Origin of the sequence: Kitasatospora misakiensis, from assembly GCF_042656005.1 — a bacterium.
GTDB classification, from domain to species: Bacteria; Actinomycetota; Actinomycetes; order Streptomycetales; family Streptomycetaceae; genus Kitasatospora; species Kitasatospora misakiensis.
On the sequence record NZ_JBHSOF010000057.1, the window covers coordinates 16,769 to 37,562 of the forward strand.

The 20,794-nt window shown below is 74.8% G+C and carries 14 protein-coding genes; 2 read left to right on the forward strand and 12 right to left on the reverse strand.

Annotated features, from left to right (window positions below; genetic code table 11):
* Positions 1-3 precede the first annotated feature (3 nt).
* The 7 genes from ACFP3U_RS31250 to ACFP3U_RS31280 form a co-directional block, all read right to left on the reverse strand.
* The gene (locus tag ACFP3U_RS31250; RefSeq protein ID WP_380229102.1) at positions 4-1,080 is read right to left on the reverse strand and encodes a QcrA and Rieske domain-containing protein; all 1,077 of its coding nucleotides are present in this window, start codon (positions 1,078-1,080) and stop codon (positions 4-6) included.
* Between the two features lie 209 nt (positions 1,081-1,289).
* Positions 1,290-2,885 carry a glutamine-hydrolyzing GMP synthase gene (guaA, locus tag ACFP3U_RS31255; protein WP_380229103.1) on the reverse strand — a complete coding sequence of 532 codons (1,596 nt, stop codon included), beginning with the start codon at positions 2,883-2,885 and terminating at the stop codon, positions 1,290-1,292.
* A 1,050-nt stretch (positions 2,886-3,935) separates the two neighbouring features.
* Positions 3,936-5,645 (reverse strand): hypothetical protein, encoded by a 1,710-nt coding sequence (locus ACFP3U_RS31260; protein WP_380229104.1) that lies wholly within the window; start codon positions 5,643-5,645, stop codon positions 3,936-3,938.
* Between the two features lie 172 nt (positions 5,646-5,817).
* Complete coding sequence (locus ACFP3U_RS31265) at positions 5,818-7,608, reverse strand: GMC oxidoreductase (RefSeq protein WP_380229105.1); 1,791 nt, start codon at positions 7,606-7,608, stop codon at positions 5,818-5,820.
* 108 nt (positions 7,609-7,716) lie between these two features.
* Entirely contained in the window at positions 7,717-9,360 is a 1,644-nt protein-coding gene (locus ACFP3U_RS31270) for a succinic semialdehyde dehydrogenase (protein ID WP_380229106.1), read from the reverse strand.
* A gap of 105 nt (positions 9,361-9,465) precedes the next feature.
* On the reverse strand, positions 9,466-11,238 hold the full coding sequence (locus ACFP3U_RS31275) for a protein kinase domain-containing protein (RefSeq protein WP_380229107.1): 1,773 nt from the start codon (positions 11,236-11,238) through the stop codon (positions 9,466-9,468).
* A 172-nt stretch (positions 11,239-11,410) separates the two neighbouring features.
* On the reverse strand, positions 11,411-12,547 hold the full coding sequence (locus tag ACFP3U_RS31280) for a protein kinase family protein (RefSeq protein ID WP_380229108.1): 1,137 nt from the start codon (positions 12,545-12,547) through the stop codon (positions 11,411-11,413).
* 79 nt (positions 12,548-12,626) lie between these two features.
* Between ACFP3U_RS31280 and ACFP3U_RS31285 the strand changes: the two genes are divergently transcribed.
* Entirely contained in the window at positions 12,627-13,175 is a 549-nt protein-coding gene (locus ACFP3U_RS31285; protein WP_380229109.1) for an SHOCT domain-containing protein, read from the forward strand.
* A gap of 85 nt (positions 13,176-13,260) precedes the next feature.
* Here ACFP3U_RS31285 and ACFP3U_RS31290 read toward each other — a convergent pair whose 3' ends face one another.
* A complete protein-coding gene (locus ACFP3U_RS31290) occupies positions 13,261-15,150 on the reverse strand; it encodes a serine/threonine-protein kinase (RefSeq protein ID WP_380229110.1) in 1,890 nt (629 codons plus the stop codon).
* Between the two features lie 252 nt (positions 15,151-15,402).
* On the opposite strand from ACFP3U_RS31290, the gene ACFP3U_RS31295 reads away from it, so the two are divergent.
* A complete protein-coding gene (locus ACFP3U_RS31295; protein ID WP_380229111.1) occupies positions 15,403-16,005 on the forward strand; it encodes a hypothetical protein in 603 nt (200 codons plus the stop codon).
* 87 nt (positions 16,006-16,092) lie between these two features.
* On the opposite strand, the gene ACFP3U_RS31300 is transcribed toward ACFP3U_RS31295, so the two are convergent.
* The 4 genes from ACFP3U_RS31300 to ACFP3U_RS31315 all read right to left on the reverse strand — a co-directional run bounded on the left by ACFP3U_RS31300 (position 16,093) and on the right by ACFP3U_RS31315 (position 20,782).
* Positions 16,093-17,220: a GuaB3 family IMP dehydrogenase-related protein gene (locus tag ACFP3U_RS31300; RefSeq protein ID WP_380229112.1), complete on the reverse strand. Its 1,128-nt coding sequence runs from the start codon at positions 17,218-17,220 to the stop codon at positions 16,093-16,095.
* Positions 17,221-17,399: 179 nt separating this feature from the next.
* Positions 17,400-18,902 (reverse strand): IMP dehydrogenase, encoded by a 1,503-nt coding sequence (guaB, locus tag ACFP3U_RS31305; protein ID WP_380229113.1) that lies wholly within the window; start codon positions 18,900-18,902, stop codon positions 17,400-17,402.
* A gap of 282 nt (positions 18,903-19,184) precedes the next feature.
* Positions 19,185-19,853, reverse strand: coding sequence for an RNA polymerase sigma factor ShbA (shbA, locus tag ACFP3U_RS31310; protein ID WP_380229114.1), 669 nt, complete (start codon positions 19,851-19,853; stop codon positions 19,185-19,187).
* 317 nt (positions 19,854-20,170) lie between these two features.
* Positions 20,171-20,782, reverse strand: coding sequence for a response regulator transcription factor (locus tag ACFP3U_RS31315; RefSeq protein ID WP_014136228.1), 612 nt, complete (start codon positions 20,780-20,782; stop codon positions 20,171-20,173).
* Between the last annotated feature and the right edge of the window lie 12 nt (positions 20,783-20,794).

Consider the following 20,794-nt stretch of genomic DNA (forward strand, 5'->3'; position numbering starts at 1 on the left):
CGCTCAGCCCTCCAGCGGCCCGAGGCGCAGCTTCTCGCCCTCCTTGGTGACCCGGTACTTCGGCAGCGGCTTGGTGGCCGGCCCGTTCAGCACCGCGCCGGTCGCCGCGTCGAACCGGGAACCGTGGCAGGGGCAGTACAGCTGACCGTTCTTCGGCGCGTCGACCGCGCAGCCGGAGTGCGTGCAGACCGAGGAGAACGCGCAGTACTGGCCCGCCTTGGGCTGGACGACGTAGACCGCGTCACCACTGGCCGGGTCCTTGACCTGGGCCGAGCCGCCGACCGGGACGCTCGCGGCGTCCACCGTGACGGGCGCGCCGGCCGGCGCCGGGGCGGTGGGCTGCTTCGCCGTCGCGGCGGGCTCGTCCCGCCCGAAGGTGGCGGTCAGCGAGCCGGTGAGCAGCCCGGCCCCGCCCATCGCGACGGCCGCGATGCCGCCGTCCATCAGGGCCCGGCGCCGGACGTGGTCCTCCGGCAGGCCGCGGACCCGGTCCCGGGCGGACCGCCGGGCGAGGTAGCCGTCCACCGAGAGGTACGGGGTGCCGGCCAGCAGCAGCGGCGTCCAGGCCATCAGGTAGACGAGGTCGTTGCCGAGGTAGTACGGGGAGACGTTCCAGCTGACGGTGAGCCAGAGGCTGAGGCTGATCAGGGCCCCGCCGGCGGCGGCGAGCCGGCCCCAGAGGCCGAGCAGGGTGCCCAGGCCCACCGCCAGCTCGCCGAAGGCGACCAGCAGGGCGAACGGCGTGGGGTGGTCCAGGGCCGGGCCGAGCAGGAAGGAGACCGGGCTGCCGCCCTTGACGGCGCGGGTCTGCGAGACGAAGGAGGCCGGGTCGGCGGAACCGGCCAGGTAGTGGCTGTCGGAGAGCTTGTCGAGCGCCGCGTAGACGAAGGTGACGCCGAGGAAGAGCCGCAGTGGGAGCTGGGCGAACCGCGAGCCTGTCGCCTTCCACGCGGCGGTCCGCCCGGCTCTGCCCGCCGGGCCGTCGCCGGCGTCCGGGGCCGGCCCCGGTCCGGCCGTGCCGTCACCGATGCTCGCGGCCGTGTCCGGCCCGGCCGCCACGGAGCTGCTGGCCTCCGACATTCCCCACACCTTCCCTCGCCGGCCCGTCACCGCCTGACAGGTCCGGACGCATTCTGCCCGGTCGTGAGCGGTTTCGGTGGGAGGGCCCACCCGCCGGGCGCCCGTGGAAACGGAACGACCGCGCCGCCGCTCCCCGGTACGGAAGCGACGGCGCGGTTGTTCAAGACCGGTTCAGGACCGGTTCAGGACCGGCCGGGAGCGGGGAGTGCTCACTCCCACTCGATGGTGCCCGGCGGCTTGCTGGTGCAGTCGAGCACGACGCGGTTGACGTCGGGGACCTCGTTGGTGATGCGGGTGGAGATGCGCGCGAGCACCTCGTACGGCAGGCGCGACCAGTCGGCCGTCATGGCGTCCTCGGAGGACACCGGGCGCAGCACGATCGGGTGACCGTAGGTGCGGCCGTCGCCCTGGACGCCGACGCTGCGGACGTCCGCGAGCAGGACCACCGGGCACTGCCAGATCTCGCGGTCCAGGCCGGCCGCGGTCAGCTCCTCGCGGGCGATCGCGTCGGCCTCGCGCAGCAGGTCCAGGCGCTCCTTGGTGACCTCGCCGACGATCCGGATGCCCAGGCCCGGGCCCGGGAACGGCTGGCGCTGGACGATCTCCTCCGGCAGGCCGAGCTCCTGGCCGACCATCCGGACCTCGTCCTTGAACAGCTTGCGCAGCGGCTCGACCAGCGAGAACTGGAGGTCCTCGGGCAGGCCGCCGACGTTGTGGTGGGACTTGATGTTGGCGGTGCCGGTGCCGCCGCCGGACTCCACCACGTCCGGGTACAGGGTGCCCTGGACGAGGAAGTCGACCGACTCGCCGTGCTCGCCGGCCTCGGCGACGATCTCGGCCTGCGCCTGCTCGAAGACCCGGATGAACTCCCGGCCGATGATCTTGCGCTTCTCCTCCGGGTCGCTGACGCCCTTCAGCGCGTTCAGGAAGCGCTCCTGCGCGTCGACGACCTTCAGCTGCACGCCGGTGGCGGCGACGAAGTCCTTCTCGACCTGCTCGGTCTCACCCTTGCGCATCAGGCCGTGGTCGACGTACACGCAGGTCAGCTTGGTGCCGATGGCCTTGTTGACCAGCGCGGCCGCGACCGCCGAGTCCACGCCGCCGGAGAGGCCGCAGATGGCGCGCTTGTCGCCGACCTGGGCGCGGATCAGCGCGACCTGCTCCTCGACCACGTTGCCGGTGGTCCAGGTGGGGGCGAGGCCGGCGCCGCGGTAGAGGAAGTGCTCCAGGATCTGCTGGCCGTGGTCGGAGTGCAGCACCTCGGGGTGGTACTGGACGCCGTAGAGGCGGGCCTCGTCGTTCTCGAAGGCCGCGACCGGCACCACGTCGGTGGAGGCGGTGACGGTGAAGCCCTCGGGGGCCGCGGAGCAGGCGTCGCCGTGCGACATCCAGACCGAGTGCTGGGCCGGGACGCCCTCGAACAGGGTCGAGCCGGAGCGCGAGACGGTCAGCGGGGTGCGGCCGTACTCCCGGGCGCCGGTGTTGTCGACGGTGCCGCCGAGCGTCTTCGCCATCAGCTGGAAGCCGTAGCACATGCCGAAGACCGGCACGCCGGCCTCGAAGATCGCGCGGTCCAGCTGCGGGGCGCCGTCCTCGTAGACCGACGAGGGGCCGCCGGACAGGATGATCGCCTTCGGGTTCTTGGCGAGCATCTCGGCGACCGGCATGCTGCTCGGCACGATCTCGCTGTAGACCCGGGCCTCACGCACCCGGCGGGCGATGAGCTGGGCGTACTGGGCACCGAAGTCGACCACCAGGACGGTGTCGGTCTCAGGCACGGACTGGACGGGAGTAGCAGAGGACACAGACGGCCTTCCGGCAGCGGAACGAAAGGTGTCGCACGCGGCGCGGCCCCGAAGGTGTGCGGCGGGCGACGGGCGGGGGTCTGGCACCGAGTCTACCGGGCTGACCGGTTTCACTCGTCTGCCCGCCCCGGGGGCCGTGACCGTCCCGGCGGCCGGTTCGTTGCTCCGGGCGGACCGTACGACCGCTCCGCGTCCGCCAGACGCGTCACCCCGCCCCGGCCAGGGCACCCCCGTACGGCACGTGCAGGACCACGCGTGGAGCTCAACCCAGTCCACCGGCGCGCGTGGCGCCGTCGCGGAACCGGTTCGACCGGGGAGCGGCGCGCCGTGGGACCGTGCGCGGGTGCTGCGGCCGGCCAGCAGGGGACAGCGACCCCGGCCGCGACTGGGCCAAGGAGGTGGGGCGGTCGGCCGCCGGGGACGCCCGGAGCCGACCGCCGCACCCGGTCGCGATCCCGGCGCACCACGGCCGCCGTCCCCGCGCCGCTACGCGCTGCTTTGTACGCCCCTCCGTGCGCCCCGAGCAGCGCCACTACACACCGTGATCATCGATGCCGCGCTGCCGTCACCTCGCCCGACACCGGGCGCGGCGGCCCCGGCCCGGGCTCGACGGCCGGTCCGGCTGGAAACGAGCTGTACCGAATCATGCCGAATCGGTTGCAGAGCAAGCCCTCCGTCCAGCACGATGCTGCGTGGAAGAGGTTCTCCCGATGGCCGAAGCGCCACCCGCGGAGGACCGCCCGGTGCCGCCGAGACCTGCGGTGGCAGCGGTTACCACCTCACGCTCCGTGAGCGAGGGCCGACGCAGCCATGCGCACCGGCCCACCGCCACGGCCTCGTGCGCCCGCGCGCGCCGGCCCACCACGCCGGAACCGCGGCGACGCGCGACCCTTCGGCCAACCGACCGGACGGCGCTCCTCCCCCGGCGCCGTCACTCCAGCACCGGCGCAGCCCTGACGCCGCGTGCTGAACGACAAAGGGCCCCGTTCCCCCGCGGGGCCCTTTGCCCTGTCCGGGCCACCTGGGAACGGCCGCCTGGGAACTACGGCGCTACGGCCGGCGGCTCCAGACGCTCGGGTCCGCCGGGCCGTCACCGTCCGGGGCGTCACCGCCCCTGGCACCGCCGGTCGGACCGTGCCCGGTGGACCGCTGCCCGTCCGCCGAGCTGATCACCTCGACCACCATCGGCGTCCCGTCCGCGAACTCCGCCCCGGGCGCCGCCGGGCCCGGGTCCGCCACCGCCCCCGCCGCCGTCCGCCGGTCGCGGGCCGCCAGCAGCGGCGGCACGGCCAGCGCGCCGACGGCCGCCCAGACCGCGTTGGCCACCAGCAGCGTCCACGGCACCAGGGAGAGCGAGTTCTCGAAGCCGGTGTCGCGGCTCCGGCCGCCGAGGCCGAGCACGGACTCGGTGGACAACAGCACCCCCGCCACCAGCATCAGCAGGCTCAGCCCGACCGCGTACACCGCCGCCAGCCGGAGCCGGTCCGCCGCGTCCAGCCGCCGCCGGTACGCCGTCCAGCCGAGCACCGCGGCGGAGGCCAGCGCGAGCAGGACGGCCCAGCGCCAGTCGCCGCCCGCGTCGCGCAGGTCGAAGAGGGAGTGCTCGTCCACGTCGCGCGGGTCCCGCAGCCAGTCCGGGTCGTCGCTCAGCACGCTGGTGCTGGTCCGGAAGGTCGCACCGGAACCGAACCCGAGCAGCAGCAGGCCGAGGTTGGGCAGGAACGCCAGCGCGGCGCCGGTCTGGCCGCCGTCGACCTCGACCGCGACCACCGCGAAGCCGGCCACCGCCGCCAACGCGACCGAGACCGTCAGCGCGCGGCCGGCCGCCAGCCCCGCGACCGCCCAGCCGCGCACCGTCCGGTTGCGCCAGGCCGCCCAGCGCAGCGCGTCCGTGCCGTACACGGCGAACGCGAGCAGCCCGGCGAGCAGGGCGGTCCAGCCGACCGCCTCCGGCCAGCCGGCCGAGGAGCTGTAGGTGGCCCGGCCGAGCAGCCGGGCCGCGGCCGCGTCGTTCAGGCCGAAGCTGCTGCCGCCGGGGTGCCAGGTCGCGCCGGCGACCAGGCCGATCAGCAGGGTCGCGGCGGCCACGGCCACGGCGGTGCGGACGGCCTCGCCGGCCGCCTGCCGACGGGTCTGCTGCTCCCCGGTGCGCTGCTGCCGACGGCGGGCGCCGACCCGCAGGCCCAGCCAGAGGGCGAGCAGCCAGAGCACGGTGACGGTCATCGGCAGGGCGCGGAACACCGTCGCGCTGTCACCGGAGGAGACGGCCGGGCCGCCGACCTCGAAGTCCAGCCGGTACGGCGCGCCGAGGGCGCCCAGGGCCATCGCCAGCGCGGTGCCGAAGCGCTTGCCGAAGGACGGCGTGTCGAAGGAGCCGGTGAGGAAGCGGCCCTCCGGGACGGCGGCGATCAGCGCGGCCAGCAGCAGGACGGCGGTCGGGGCGACGGTCGCCCGCAGCGCGGGGCGCCAGTCGGCGCCGGTCAGCCAGGCGAGGGCGGCGGGCCGCTCCCCGGCCGGGTCGTACGGCCGGCCGGCGCCCCAGGTCCCCCCGGACGGCGGCGCGGACGGCGGGGGCGGGGGCAGCACCGGCGGCGGCAGGTCCGGCTTCGCCAGGGACGGCACCCCGGACGGCGGTGCGGCCGGGGGCTCGGTCGGCGGCGGGGGCGGCAGGACCGGTGGCGGCACCGACGGCCGCCCGCAGGACGCGCAGGCGAGCGCCCCTTCCGCCGAAGCCGCGCCACAGGATGCGCAGATGGCCATGGGCCGCGTTCCCCCCGTTCGAACGAGCGATCTCCTGGTCCCCCAGGGCGCCCTTTCTTTCATCGGGCACGGACCGCTGTCAACCGGTCACGGCCCGCCGGAACGAGCTCGGGACAAACGCCGGGACGAACCCCGGGACGCGCCGCCGGACCGCGGCGCGTCCCGGCCGCGCTCAGCCCCGCTTCTTCGGCACCTCCGGCACCGCCAGCAGCGGCAGCCGCAGCGCGCCGAACGCGTCCGCCGGCACCGCCGGGGCCACCGGTGCGACCGGGCCGACCCGGCGGTAGGCCTCGCCGGAGGCCGGGCGGGTGTCCTCCTCGCCCTTGTTCGGCCACATCGACATGGCCCGCTCGGCCTGCGCCGTGATGGTCAGCGAGGGGTTGACGCCGAGGTTGGCGGAGACCGCCGCGCCGTCCACCACGCTGATCCCGGGGTACCCGTAGAGCCGGTGGTACGGGTCGACCACGCCGGTCTCCGGGGAGTCGCCGATCGGGCAGCCGCCGAGGAAGTGCGCGGTCATCGGGGTGTCGAAGATCTCGCCGACGCTGCTGCCGGCGAAGCCGTTGATCTCCTCGGCTAGTACCTGGGCACCCCGCTCGGCGGCCGGGATCCAGGTGGGGTTGGGCGCGCCGTGGCCCTGGCGGGAGGTCAGCGTGCCCTTGCCCAGGCCCTTCTCCTTCAGCGAGACGGTGATGGAGTTGTCCAGGGACTGCATCACCAGGCCGATGATCGTCTTCTCCGACCACCGGTACTGGTTCATCGACCGGCCGAAGTTCACCGGGTGCTTGACCGAGTTGCCGAGGTAGCGCAGCCAGCGCGGGAGCCGACCGCCGCCCCGCACCTGGGCGACCGAGAGCGCGCCCATCGCGTTGGAGCCCTTGCCGTAGCGGACCGGCTCGATGTGGGTGTTCTCGTCCGGGTGGATCGAGGAGGTGATCGCCACGCCCTTGGTGAAGTCCGCGCGGGCGCCGTACCGCCGGTCGGTGGTCTGCGCGCCGACCAGCGCCTCGGAGTTGGTCCGGGTCAGCTCGCCGAGCTTGGCGGAGATCCGGGGCAGGTGGCCGGCCGCCCGCATCCGGTGCAGCAGCTGCTGGGTGCCGTAGGTGCCGGCCGCGACCACCACCCGGGCGGCGGTGATCGTCCGCGCCCCGGCCTTGACCCGGTCGGTGGTGGACCGGGCGTCGGTGCGCCGGACGTCCACCGCGAAGCCCTCGCCACGCTCCCGGATCCGGGCCACCGTGGTGAGCGGGTGGATCTCGGCGCCGCCCCGCTCGGCCAGGTACAGGTAGTTCTCGGTGAGCGTGTTCTTGGCCCCGTGGCGGCAGCCGGTCATGCACTCCCCGCACTCCACGCAGGCCCGGCGGGCCGGGCCGGCGCCGCCGAAGTACGGGTCCGCCACCTCGTCGCCCGGCGCCGCCCGGGTCGCCCCGTCGGCGTCCTCGCCGTCGCCGAAGAACACCCCGACCGGCGCCATGTGGAAGGTGTCGCCGACGCCCATCCGCTCGGCGGCGGCCCGCAGGTGGACGTCCGAGGGGGTGACGGTCGGGTTGAGCCGCACCCCGAGCATCCGCCGCGCCTGGTCGTAGAACGGCGCCAACTCCTCCTGCCAGTCGGTGATGTGCCGCCACTGGCGGTCCTCGAAGAACGCCTTCGGCGGCACGTACAGGGTGTTGGCGTAGTTCAGCGAGCCGCCGCCGACCCCGGCGCCGGCCAGGATCATCACATTGGCCAGCAGGTGGATGCGCTGGATGCCGTACAGGCCGAGCTTCGGCGCCCACAGGTAGTTGGCGACGTCCCAGGAGTTCCTGGGCAGTTCGTCGCGGTCGAAGCGGCGCCCGGCCTCCAGGACGGCGACCCGGTACCCCTTCTCGGTCAGCCGCAGCGCCGAGACCGAACCGCCGAAGCCGGAGCCGACCACGACCACGTCGTAGTCGAACTCCCGGCCGTCAGCCGAACCCACCATCTGCCACTGCTCCTTCGGAAGTCGTTCGGGACGTTCGGGAAACGGGGAACCGGCAGCGGGGAACCGGCCGCGAGGAACCAGAAACGGGCAACCGGCCGGCGGGCCCGGCTACTTGACGCGCAGCGCCTTCAGGATCCGCAGCCCGGCGGTCATCATCGCCGCGTACTGCCGGTCGTCCTGGCCGAACGCCGGCGCGAGCGGCAGCAGCCGCTGGCTCGCGATCGTCTGCGCCTCGGTGAACCGCAGGATGCCCTCGGCGCCGTGCCGCCGCCCGAGCCCGGACTCGCCCATGCCGCCCATCGGCGAGCCGGCCGAACCGTAGGCCGCGCCGTACGCCTCGTTGACGTTGACCGTGCCGGTGCGCAGCCGGGCCGCGATCGCCCGCCCGCGCCGCACGTCCCTGGTCCAGACGCTGGAGTTGAGGCCGTACGGGGTGGAGTTGGCGGCGGTCACCGCCTCCTCCTCGGTGTCGAAGCGGTAGACGGAGACCACCGGACCGAAGGTCTCCTCGCCGCAGACCGCCATGTCCGGGGTGACGCCCTCCAGGATGGTCGGCTCGTGGAAGAACGGGCCGAGGTCCGGCCGGGCCCGGCCGCCGGCCACCACGGTGGCGCCGGCCTTGACCGCCTCCTCGACGTGCCGGGTGGTGGTCTCCAGCTGCCGGCCGGAGACCAGCGAGCCCATGTCGGCCCCGTACGCGAGGCCGCCGCCGAGCCGCAGCGCGCGGGTGCGGGCGGCGAACTTCGCGAGGAACTCGTCGGCCACCGAGCGGTGCACCAGCAGCCGCTCGATCGAGATGCACAGCTGGCCGGCCGAGGAGAAGCAGGCCCGGACGGCGCCCTCGGCGGCCCGGTCGAGGTCCGCGTCGGCCAGCACCAGCAGCGCGTTCTTGCCGCCGAGTTCGAGCGAGGCGCCGACCAGCCGCTCGGCGGCCCGCCGGGCGACCTCGCGGCCGGTGCGGGTGGAGCCGGTGAACGAGACGTAGTCGGCGTGCTCGACCACGGCCGGGCCGATGACCGGGCCGTCACCGATCACGACCTGCCACAGGTCGGCCGGCAGGCCGGCCTCGATCAGCAGCTCACGGGCCCAGAGCGCGGTCAGCGCGGTCTGCGTGTCCGGCTTGTTGACCACCGCGTTGCCCGCCACGAAGGCCGGCAGGGCGTCGCCGACCGACAGCTCCAGCGGGTAGTTCCACGGCGAGATGTGGCCGACCACGCCCTTGGGGCGGCGGGCCTCGACCGCCTGGGTGAACAGCGGCACCGCGCCGAGGTGCCGCTTGTCGAGCAGGTAGCCCTGCGCGGCGCGGCCGTAGTGGCGGGCGGCGATCGCGACGGCGAGGACCTCCTCGAAGGCGTGCAGCCGGGCCTTGCCGGTCTCCGCCTGGATGAGGTCGAGCACCTCGTCCTGCCGCTTGATCAGCAGGTCGTGGAAGCGCAGCAGGACGGCGGCGCGCCGGCGGACCGGCAGCGCGGCCCAGGCCGGCTGGGCGCGGCGGGCCAGCTCGAAGGCGACCTCGACGTCCGCGGGGGTGGACCGCGGCAGGCCGGCCAGCCGTTCGCCGGTCAGCGGGGCGACGGTCTCCACCACGCTGGGCTCGCCGGTCGCGGTGACCCCGGCGGCGAGGCGGCCGACCAGGGACGGGGGCACGGCCGAGGCGACGGTGCGTCCGCCGCCGGGCGCGGCGGGGTTGCGGCCCGGCGCTCCGGGGCCGGCGGGATCGGTGTCCTTGGCAGCTGCTGTGAGGTCCGACATAGGGCGCAGCCTAGGCCTTCGGCGGCCGGTCCGGTACCCGTCGGTAACAAGAAAACGGTGTGTCGGCGGCGCCCCGTCGGGTCGGCGGGTCGGTCAGCGGGTCGGTCAGCGGGTCGGGGTGAAGTAGTGGAGTACCGCGTTGAAGCGCTGCTCGGCCTCGTTCCACTCGTTGCCGCGTTCCGGGCTGGACGAGTAGATCGCGTAGCTGGTGCCGTCCTCGTCGATGAACTCGGCCTCGATCGCCCGGCGGCGGCCGCCCTCCTTCGCCAGGTAGCTGAACTCCCAGACGGCCGCCTCGTGGCCGTTCACCGCGACCCCGGTCAGCTTGTGCTGCTTGTACTCCTTCAGCGACTTGGAGAGGCTGACCTCCATCTGCTTCATGTGCTCCAGCGGCCGGACGGACTGGCCCACGGTGACCGCGAACTGCAGGTAGTGCGCCCGGTTGTCGGGGCTGTAGTAGATCTGGTTGTCGGGCGTGCTGCTGCGCTGCCAGGCCGGGGTGGTCGCGGGCAGCGGGAAGCGGAAGCCCGCCGGATCGTCCACCCAGTGGTAGCCGGCGGGCGCGGGCGTGCCGTCGACCGAGCCGGTCGGCTGCGGCCCGGCCTGCTGGGTCGGGGAGGGCCGGACCGGGTCGTCCACGGGCGCGCGGTCGCGCCGGACCAGGTAGAGCGCCCCGGCGACCAGCACCGCCACGACCACCGCGAGCGCGAGCACCCGCAGCGCCACCCGGCGCTTCGCCGGTCCGCGTGCGGGCGCATCGGTGTACGGCACCGGCGCGACCGGTGCGGTGGGCGCCCCCTCGGCCGCCTCCCGCGCCGGAACGGTCCCGGCGGGCGGTGCCACCGGGGACTCCTGCGCCTGGTCCGCCGCCGCGCCCGGACCCGGCACCGTGACGGCCTCCGCGCCCTCGGCCGCCGTACCGGCCGCCGTGCCGGGCGCCGGCTCGGCCGAGCCGTCCGGCTCGCCCGACCGGTCCACCACCGGGACCGACTGGGTCGGCGTCCGCACCGGCGCGACCGGCTTGAACCCGAGGGTGTGGCCGGCCTCCACCTCGGCCAGCATCCGGGCCGCCTCGTCCGCGCTCGGCCGTTCGGCCGGGTCCTTGGCCATCAGCGCGGCCAGCACCGGCCCCAGCGGCCCGGCCCGGCGCGGCTCCGGCAGGGGATCGCCGACCACCGCGGCCAGCGTGGTCAGCGGCGAGGTGCGGCGGAACGGCGAGTCGCCCTCCACCGCGGCGTACAGCGTCGCCCCGAGCCCCCACAGGTCGGAGGCCGGGCCCGGCCGCTCGCCCTGCGCGCGCTCCGGCGCCAGGTAGTCCGGCGAACCGACCAGGTCGCCCGGCCGGGTCAGCTCGGCCGAGCCCTCGTACGTCGCGATGCCGAAGTCCAGCAGCACCGCCCGGCCGGTCCCGTGCTCCAACAGCACGTTGGCCGGCTTCACGTCCCGGTGCAGCACGCCCAGCTGGTGGCCCCGGTGCAGCGCGGCCAGCACCTGGCCGCCCACCTCGGCGGCGGCGCGCGGCGGCAGCGTGCCGTCCTGGCTGATCACATCGGCCAGCGAGCGGCCGTCGACCAGCTCCATGACGATCCACGGCCGGCCGTCCTGCTCCAGCACGTCGTGCACGGTGATCACGCCGGGGTGCTTGATCCGGGCGGCCGCGGCGGCCTCCCGCTTCATCCGGGCGTGCAGGATCTCCACCTCCTCCTCGGGGAGGTGGCTGACGGTCAGCTCCTTGACCGCGACCTCACGGTCCAGCATCCGGTCCCGGGCCCGCCAGACCGTACCCATGCCGCCCCGGCCGAGCCGGTCGCCCAGCTCGTAGCGGCCGGCCAGCAGCCGCTCCCCCTCGGCCGACTCCGGCCGGTCCTGCACGCCCATCCGCGACCGCTCCCCCTCATCCACCTGCCGTCACGCGACGGAGGGCCCGGTGCAGACCACTCGGTGCAGACCACTGAATCGAACAGATTCCACGGACACATTAGGCGCCCCGGTCGTACCCCGGTAATCTCCCCCACCCGCCACCCCGGCGACCATGTTCCCACCGGCCCCGTCAGCCTGCGAACAGCACGACGGCCGCCACGCCGAGGACCAGGAGCAGGAACACCCCGCCGACCAGGAGCGGCCCGAGCAGCGCCGGCGGGATCCGCGGCGGCCGGGCGGGCCCGGCGGCCGCCACCCGCGCCGCGTCCGCCCGTACCGTCTCCACGCGTGCCGCCGCCGCCCGCGACCGCTCCGCGGCCGCTCCCGCGCGCTTGGCCCGGCGGCGCCCGGACGCCCCGGTGGCCCGCGGCCCCGGCACACCGGACGGACCGGCCACCCGCGGCCCGTCCACCGGCTCCGGCGCGCTCGCCAGCAGGTCCGCCAGCTCCAGCCGGACCTCCGCCGCCGTCGGCCGCAGCGCCGGATCGGGCTGCACCAGCCGCTCCACCAGCGGTCCCAGCGGCCCGCACGCCTCCGACGGGACCCGCCGACCCTCCCGCACCGCCGTCACCAGCTCCGGCACCCCGCTCTCCGGGTACGGCGCGCGGCCGGTCGCCATCCGGTGCAGCAGCACCCCGAGCGCCCAGCAGTCGCCGGCCGGTCCGCCGTCCAGCGGCCAGCGCTCGGCCACCGGCCCGACCAGCGCGGCCCGGACCTCGTACCGCCGCCGCCCGCCCGGACCGCCCAACTCCTCGGCCAGCGCCTCCTCGGCCACCCCGGGGAGCAGCCCGCCCAGCAGGGCCGCGCCGTCCTCGCAGACCAGGACCGAGCCGGCCGTCACGTTCCCGTGCGCCAGACCCGCCTCGTGCAGCACCCGCAGCGCCGCGGCGAGGTCCGACACCACCTCCGCCGCCCGGTACGCCGAGACCGGCCCGGCCGCGAGCAGCGCGTCCAGCGGCTGCCCGGCCGGCCGCTCCTCGACGGTCCACAGCAGCTCGCCCTCGACGAACGCCCCCGCGCCCTGCAGCAGTCGCGCGTGCCGCGGCGCCGCGGCACCGACCGCCGCCACCCGGCGCACCAGCCGCTCCCCCGGCTCCGCCCCGAGGCCGTCCGGCTCCTGATCCCCGATCAGCGACGCCGGCAGCTCCAGCGCGCGCAGCCGCACGACGTCACCGCTCCGCTCGTCCACGGCGAACGCGCCCAGTGCCTCAGGACGGCCCGCCAGCCGATAACGCCCCGCCAGCACCTGACCCGGGCCCGCTCGCATGCGTGTTCCTCTCCGCTCATCGCCAAGCCTAGTTCGCCGTGGAAGGAACTGCCGGAGCCACCCGGATTACGCTCGGTCCATGGACTGGACCGATCTCATCGACACGGCCTTCGACGTGGCCGGCAACAGCAACAGCGCCAACCGGGCCGCCGCCCTGCGCACCGTCGAGGCGAACGTCGCCCCCGACGAGAAGCCGGTCGCCTCCACGGCCGGACGCCACCCCGACCACTTCCGCAAAGGCGTCCTGGTCCTGACGACCCACCGGCTGCTCTTCCTCAAGGACGGCAAGCCCCCGATCCCGGTTGCGCTCTCGGCGGTCACCGACGCGACCGTCACCAAGACCCGGATCAACGGCGAGGTGCTGCTGGTGGTCGCGCTGACCGGCTCGCACCGCTTCGAGGAGGTGGTCAAGGCCGAGGTCTTCGCCGAACAGCTCCGGGCCGCCGCCCGGCTGGCCCGGGAGGCCTCCCGAAAGGCCCTCGACGCCCCCGCCCCGGCCGCCCCGGCGGCCCCCGCCTCCACCGGCGCCGACCTGCTCGACCAGTTGGAGCGGCTGGCCGCCCTGCACACCGCCGGCGCCCTCACCGACGAGGAGTTCGCCCGCGCCAAACAGCGCCTCATCGGCTGACCGAGCGGGCGGCCCGGGCAGTCCCGGGAGCGGGCGGGCCGCCGCGCCCCCCCGCCCCGGGCGCCGGGAACGGCGGGTCGGCGGATCACCCCGCGGGCTGGAAGGTGTCGAAGGCGGTCTGCCGGGCCTGCGCGTTCTGCGCCGAGGACCAGTCCGCGTCCGGCGTCGTCCAGTAGATCGCGTAGCCGTACTTGGCCGGGGAGCCGGTGACGAAGCCGCGGTTCAGCGAGTGCGTCCGCGGAGTGCCGTTGGTCCACTCCCAGTCGGCCGCGTTGGACCACTCCCGGTAGGCGACGGACTGCAGCTGGACCCGCTGGTAGTTGCTCACCTGCCCGCGCAGTCCCGGCTCGGAGGCCTGCCAGTCGGCGAGCGCGCTGGCCCCCGGCGTGGTCGTCCACTCGATCCGCAGGGTGCTGCCGCCGCCCTTGAAGGTGCGGCGGTTCGACTCGGAGCCCGCCGGCTGCAGCCAGTCGGGCAGCACGATCGAGAAGCCGGACGGGTCCTTGTACTCGTGGTACCCGGCCGGCACGGTGGGCCCGGTCGGCGTCGGGGCCGGGGTCGGCGTGGGAGTCGGCGTCGGGGCTGCGGGCGGTACGGGCGCGGGCGCCGGCGCGGCGGTCCCCGCCGGGCCGGTGCTCTCCGAGGCCGTCACCGGTGCGGCGCCGCCCGGCGTGGCGTCCGCGACGTCCGTGACGTCCGTGGTCGCCACCACCGGCGCGGTGCCCGGCGCGCCCTTCACCGAGCCGCCGTCGGAGTCGCCGAACGCCTGGAGCAGCGCCACCACGCCCGCGATCAGCAGCAGCACCACCACCACCGTCGCCACGGCCAGTCGCCGCCGGCCGGTGCGCGGGTCGGCCCCGGCCGCCTGGGTCGCGCCCAGCGTCCACTCACTGGTGACCGGCCGGACCGACTCGTCCTCCGGCTCCGCCGGGCCCGCGGACCCCGCCGCCGCCTTGTCCTTCGGCGACACCGACGCGACCGGCGCGACCGGCGTCACCGGCGTCTCCCCGCTCCCGGCGTCCTCGGCGCGGCTGCCCACCCGGACCGTCCCGAGCAGTCCGCCCACCGGCGGCTTCCCGCCCTTGCCGGTCCCCAGGCCCGCCACCGGCACCGCCTGCTCGGTGGTGGACTCGGACCGCGCGGTCGCCTCCGCGACCACCCGCTTGAGCATCGAGCTGGTCTGCGGGGCCGTCAGCCGCTCCGCCGGGTCCTTGGCCAGCAGCCCCTCGATGACCGGCAGCAGCGGCCCGGCGTGCGCCGGCGTGGTCAGCTCCTCCGTCATGACCGCCGTCAGGGTGGCCAGCGCCGAGCCCCGGTCGTACGGCGGTCTGCCCTCGACCATCGCGTACAGCGTGCCGCCCAGCGACCACAGGTCGGCCGGCGGTCCGGGCTTCTGCCCCTGGGCCCGCTCCGGGGATATGTACGAGGGCGCGCCGACCAGCATGCCGGTCGAGGTCACCGAGGAGTCGCCCTCCACGCTGGCGATGCCGAAGTCGGTGAGCACCACCCGGCCGGCCTCGCCGATCAGCACATTGGACGGCTTGACGTCCCGGTGCAGGATGCCGTGCGCGTGCGCGGCGCTCAGGACCCCGAGCACGTCCAGCGCGATCTCCGCCGCCCGGGCCGGCGCCAGCGGGCCGTCCTCCCGGATGACGTCCGCCAGCGAGCGGGACTCGACCAGCTCCATGACGATCCACGGCCGGTCGTCCTCCTCGACCACGTCGAAGACGGTGACGGCCGAGTTGTGCCGGATCCGGGCCGTCGCCTTGGCCTCGCGCAGGGTCCGGACGATCAGCCGGTGCTTCTCGTCCTCGTCCACGCTGGCGTTCATCCGCAGTTCCTTGACCGCGACCGTCCGGCCCAGCATCTCGTCCTCGGCGCGCCACACGGTGCCCATGCCACCGCGCCCGAGCACCGCGTCCAGTCGGTAGCGTCCGGCCAGGAGGCGGCCGGTGGAACCCTGCGCCTGGGTCATTCGGAACGTTCCCCCACTGTGCTGCTGGCGGTCGTGATGACGGCACGTCGGACCGGCGTCGGGCCCGAACCAAGCCTCCATCATCCCCTGTCCCGCACGCCCCCGACCACCCGGCCCCCGGCCACCCTGGTCCGCACCCCGGCCCGGCGCGGCGCTCCGTGCCCGATCTGTGATCGAAACCCCTGTCCGCCCAGCTCCGGCCACTGCTACCGTTCGGCAGCTCACCGTCTTTCCGGGGGGAACAGGACGTCCATGACCGCATCCGCACCGGGCGCTGACGGCCAGTCGAACCGGCCGCCCACGGCCCCGCACTTCTCGGTCGCACCGGAACCGGGGACCCCGGAGGGCTACGTGGCCCCCGGCATGCCCGGTGCCCCGGTGGCCGGTTACCACCCTGACGCCCCGGCGCCGACGGCCGCCCCGACGGCCGAGGAGGCCGGCCGCGGGCGCCGACGGCGGCGCCGGCGGACCGGCCGGGCCGTGGCGATCGCCGTCCTCGCGATGCTGGCCGGCGCCGCGGCGCTCGGCTGCGCGCCGACCCGCGCGGAGGCGACCGTCGGCTGGCTGGCCATCGCCTCGGCGGCCGCGGTGCCCTTGGCGCTGGGCCGGCTCGGCGACCCGGTCCGGCTGCTGCCGCCGCTGGGCGCCGTGCTGGCGTCCGGCGCGCTGTTCCTCGGTCAGCTGCTCGGGCAGACCCGCCGGCTGCACGCGCTGGCCGGCACCGGGTACGGCGAGCTGCTCCGCGAAGCCCTCCCGCTCTGGCGCGCCGACCGCCGCCCGCTGGACCTCGTCTTCTACGGCATCGCCCTGATCGGCGGCTTCCTGCTGACCCGCCGGGCCGCCGTCCGCCAGTAGGCCGTCCGGTCCGCGCCGGGGGAACCGAACGGCGCGAGGCCCCCGTCGCGCGGTGCGACGGGGGCCTCGGGTCGCCCAGTGGTGGGCTCAGCCGTGGGTGAGCGCCGGGTTGACGGTCACCTCGACCCGCTGGAACTCCTTGAGCTCGGTGTACCCGGTGGTCGCCATCGCCCGGCGCAGCGCGCCGAACAGGTTCATGGTGCCGTCCGGGGTGTGCGACGGACCGGTGAGGATCTCCTCGGTGGTGCCGACGGTGCCGAGGTCCACCCGCTTGCCGCGCGGCAGCTCCTCGTGGACGGCCTCCATGCCCCAGTGGTAGCCCTTGCCGGGCGCGTCGGTGGCCCGGGCCAGCGCGGCACCGATCATCACCGCGTCGGCGCCGCAGGCGACGGCCTTCGGGATGTCGCCGCTGTAGCCGACGCCGCCGTCCGCGATGACGTGCACGTAGCGGCCGCCGGACTCGTCCATGTAGTCGCGGCGGGCGGCGGCCACGTCCGCGACGGCGGTGGCCATCGGCACCTGGATGCCCAGCACGTTGCGGGTGGTGTGCGCGGCGCCGCCGCCGAAGCCGACCAGCACGCCGGCCGCACCGGTGCGCATCAGGTGCAGCGCCGCGGTGTAGGTGGCGCAGCCGCCGACGATGACCGGGACGTCCAGCTCGTAGATGAACTGCTTCAGGTTGAGCGGCTCGGCGGCACCGGAGACGTGCTCGGCCGAGACGGTGGTGCCGCGGATGACGAAGACGTCGACGCCGGCGTCCACGACGGCCTTGGAGAACTCGGCGGTGCGCTGCGGCGAGAGCGCGGCGGCGGTGACCACGCCGGAGTCGCGGACCTCCTGGATCCGGTGCTTGATCAGCTCGGCCTTGATCGGCTCCGCGTAGATCTCCTGGAGCCGGCGGGTGGCGGCGGCCTCGTCGGTGATCGCGGCGATCTCGTCGAGCAGCGGCTGCGGGTCCTCGTAGCGGGTCCACAGACCTTCGAGGTTCAGCACGCCCAGGCCGCCGAGGCGGCCGATGGCGATGGCCTGCTGCGGGGAGACCACGCTGTCCATGGGCGCGGCCAGGAACGGCAGCTCGAAGCGGTAGGCGTCGATCTGCCAGGCGATCGAGACCTCCTTCGGGTCACGCGTACGCCGGCTGGGGACGACGGCGATGTCGTCGAAGGAGTACGCCCGGCGTCCGCGCTTGCCTCGCCCGATCTCGATCTCAGTCACTTCGAGCCCTTCTTCTGGTGTTGCTCATGCCCGCCGGGTCACCCCGGCCGCCCCCAGTATCCCGCACCCACCCGCCGCCGCACGGCGCCGCCCGCTCCGCGGACCGGCTGCGACCGGTGCCCGGACGGCCGGGAGGGCCCGCCACCGACGGGTGACGGGCCCTCCTGACGCGGGTGCGATCAGCGGCTGGTGTAGTTCGGCGCCTCGACGGTCATCTGGATGTCGTGCGGGTGGCTCTCCTTGAGGCCCGCCGAGGTGATCCGGACGAACCGGCCCTTGCTCTCCATCTCGGCGACGGTGGCGGCACCCACGTAGCCCATGGTCTGGCGCAGGCCGCCGATCAGCTGGTAGAGCACCGCGGAGAGCGGGCCGCGGTAGGGGACCTGGCCCTCGATGCCCTCGGCGATCAGCTTCTCGTCGGAGGTGACGTCGCCCTGGAAGTAGCGGTCCTTGGAGAAGGACCTCGCCTGCCCGCGCGACTGCATGGCGCCCAGCGAGCCCATGCCGCGGTAGGACTTGAACTGCTTGCCGTTGATGAACAGCAGCTCGCCCGGGGACTCCTCGCAGCCGGCCAGCAGCGAGCCGAGCATCACGGTGTCGGCACCGGCGGCCAGCGCCTTGCCGATGTCGCCCGAGTACTGCAGGCCGCCGTCGCCGATGACCGGCACGCCGGCCGCCTGGCAGGCCAGCGCGGCCTCGTAGATCGCGGTGACCTGCGGGACGCCGATGCCGGCGACCACGCGGGTGGTGCAGATGGAGCCCGGGCCGACGCCGACCTTGACGCCGTCCACGCCGGCGTCGATCAGCGCCTGGGCGCCGTCGCGGGTGGCGACGTTGCCGCCGACCACGTCGACCTTGACGGCCGACTTGATCTTCTGGATCCAGGCCAGCGCGTTGTGGCTGTGGCCGTGCGAGGTGTCGACGACCAGGAAGTCCACACCCGCCTCGACCAGGGCCTGGGCGCGGTCGAAGGCCTCGGCGCTGGCACCGACGGCGGCGCCGACCAGCAGCCGGCCCTCGGAGTCCTTGGCGGCGTTCGGGTACTGCTCGGCCTTGACGAAGTCCTTGACGGTGATGAGGCCCTTGATCCGGCCGTCGTCGTCGACCAGCGGCAGCTTCTCGATCTTGTGGCGGCGGAGCAGCGCCATCGCGTCGACGCCGGAGATGCCGACCTTGCCGGTGATCAGCGGCATCGGGGTCATGATCTCGCGGACCCGGCGGGTGCGGTCCGTCTCGAAGGCCATGTCGCGGTTGGTGACGATGCCGAGCAGCTTGCCGCTCTCGTCGGCGATCGGCACGCCGGAGATCCGGAACTTCGCGCAGAGCGCGTCGGCCTCGGCGAGCGTGGTGTCCGGGCCGACCGTGATCGGGTCGCTGACCATGCCGGACTCGGAGCGCTTCACCAGGTCGACCTGGTTGGCCTGGTCCTCGACCGAGAGGTTGCGGTGCAGGACGCCGACGCCGCCCTGACGGGCCATCGCGATCGCCATCCGCGACTCGGTGACCTTGTCCATCGCGGCGGAGAGCAGCGGGATGTTCACCCGCACGTTGCGGGAGACCCGCGAGGAGGTGTCGACCTGGTTCGGCAGCACCTCGGACGCCCCCGGCAGCAGCAGGACGTCGTCGTACGTGAGCCCGAGCATCGCGAACTTCTCGGGTACGCCTGCGGCGTTGTAAGACATTTCGGGGGTACCTTCCGTGGCCGGCCTAATCCGCTCGCGCCCTGAGGATGGGGGCGCTGTCATCAGCTCACTCGCTCGGACCGCCGAAAGCCCGGTGTTCTTTGGAGGATCCTCCAGGGGAACCCCGTACGCACCGTCGAAACTTTGGCAACCCGCCCAGGCGCCGATACCCCATGGTACTGGCACCGCGAATGGGAACCTCGTGCGCCCTTGACAACACCCATCACGCATGAGCCATTCCGCAATTTCGCCCGCTCGGGGGCGGATTAGGGGGCCCCTGGGCTAGGACGACTCCTCGGCGAGGGCCCGCAGTCGGCTCAGGGCGCGGTGCTGGGCGACCCGGACGGCCCCCGGCGACATGCCGAGCACCTCGCCGGTCTCCTCCGCCGAGAGCCCGGCGGCCACCCGCAGCAGCACCAGTTCGCGCTGGCGGGCCGGCAGGTTGGAGAGCAGTTCCTTGGCCCAGGCCGCGTCACTGCTGAGCAGCGCCCGCTCCTCCGGGCCGAGCGCGTCGTCCGGCACCTCCGGCAGGTCGTCCTGCGGGACCACCGTCGAGCCGGGCCCGCGCATCGCGGCCCGCTGCAGATCGGCGATCTTGTGCGCGGCGATCCCGTAGACGAAGGCCTCGAACGGCCGCCCCTGGTCCCGGTAGCGCGGCAGTGCGCAGAGCACCGCGACGCAGACCTCCTGGGCGATGTCGTCGACGTGGTGGCGGGCGCCGCCGGGCAGCCGGACCAGCCGGCCGCGGCAGTAGCGCAGGGCCAGCGGGTGGACGTGGGCGAGCAGCGCGTCGATCGCCGGACCCTCGCCGCGGACGGCGGCGGCGACCAGTTCGGCGAGCGCGCCCGGCCCGTCGGCCGGTTCCGCGTACGCCCGGCCGGGCCCGGGCGTAGGGGGCTCGGCCTCCACCGGGTCCGCCTCACCGGGAGACCCGGTCACGTCGTCACGCATCGGTCCATGGTGCCTGGTCGTGAGGGAAAACGCGGCACCGCGTCCGGAGTTGTGCACCGGAACGTTATGCGGTGCCGCTCCGGTACGCACCACCGGCCCCTCCTGCACCGTCCCGCCTCCCGCCCCGCCGCCGTGGGCGATTCCGTCCGCAGCGCCGTCCGCCGAGTCTCCTGCGGCTGCGTGGTTCGCCGCAGTTCCTGTCCGCTGGTCCCCGAGGTGCTCCACTCCTCCATGGTGCAACCTCGGGACCGTAACGTCACACGCCCCCGCACGGACAATCGCGAGCAGCGTGCCGGAACCGGCGGCGCCGCCGGCGGTCAGCGGACCAGACCCCAGCGGAAGCCCAGGGCCACCGCGTGCGCGCGGTCCGAGGCGCCGAGCTTCTTGAACAGGCGTCGGGCGTGGGTCTTGACGGTGTCCTCGGAGAGGAAGAGCTCGCGGCCGATCTCGGCGTTGCTGCGGCCGTGGCTCATGCCTTCGAGCACCTGGATCTCACGCGCCGTCAGGGTCGGCGCGGCGCCCATGTCGGGGCTGCGCAGCCGGCGGGGCGCGAGCCGCCAGGTCGGGTCGGCGAGGGCCTGGGTCACGGTGGCCCGCAGTTCGGCGCGCGAGGCGTCCTTGTGCAGGTATCCGCGCGCGCCCGCCGCGACGGCGAGGGCGACACCGTCGAGGTCCTCGGCGACGGTGAGCATGATGATCCGGGCGCCCGGGTCGGCGGACAGCAGCCGCCGAACCGTCTCCACCCCGCCGAGGCCGGGCATCCGGACGTCCATCAGGACGAGATCGGAGCGGTCGGCCACCCAGCGGCGGAGGACCTCCTCCCCGTTCGTCGCGGTGGTGACCCGGTCGACACCGGGTACGGTCGCGACCGCGCGGCGAAGCGCCTCGCGGGCGAGCGGGGAATCGTCGCAAACGAGAACGGAAGTCATGACCGTCGTCCT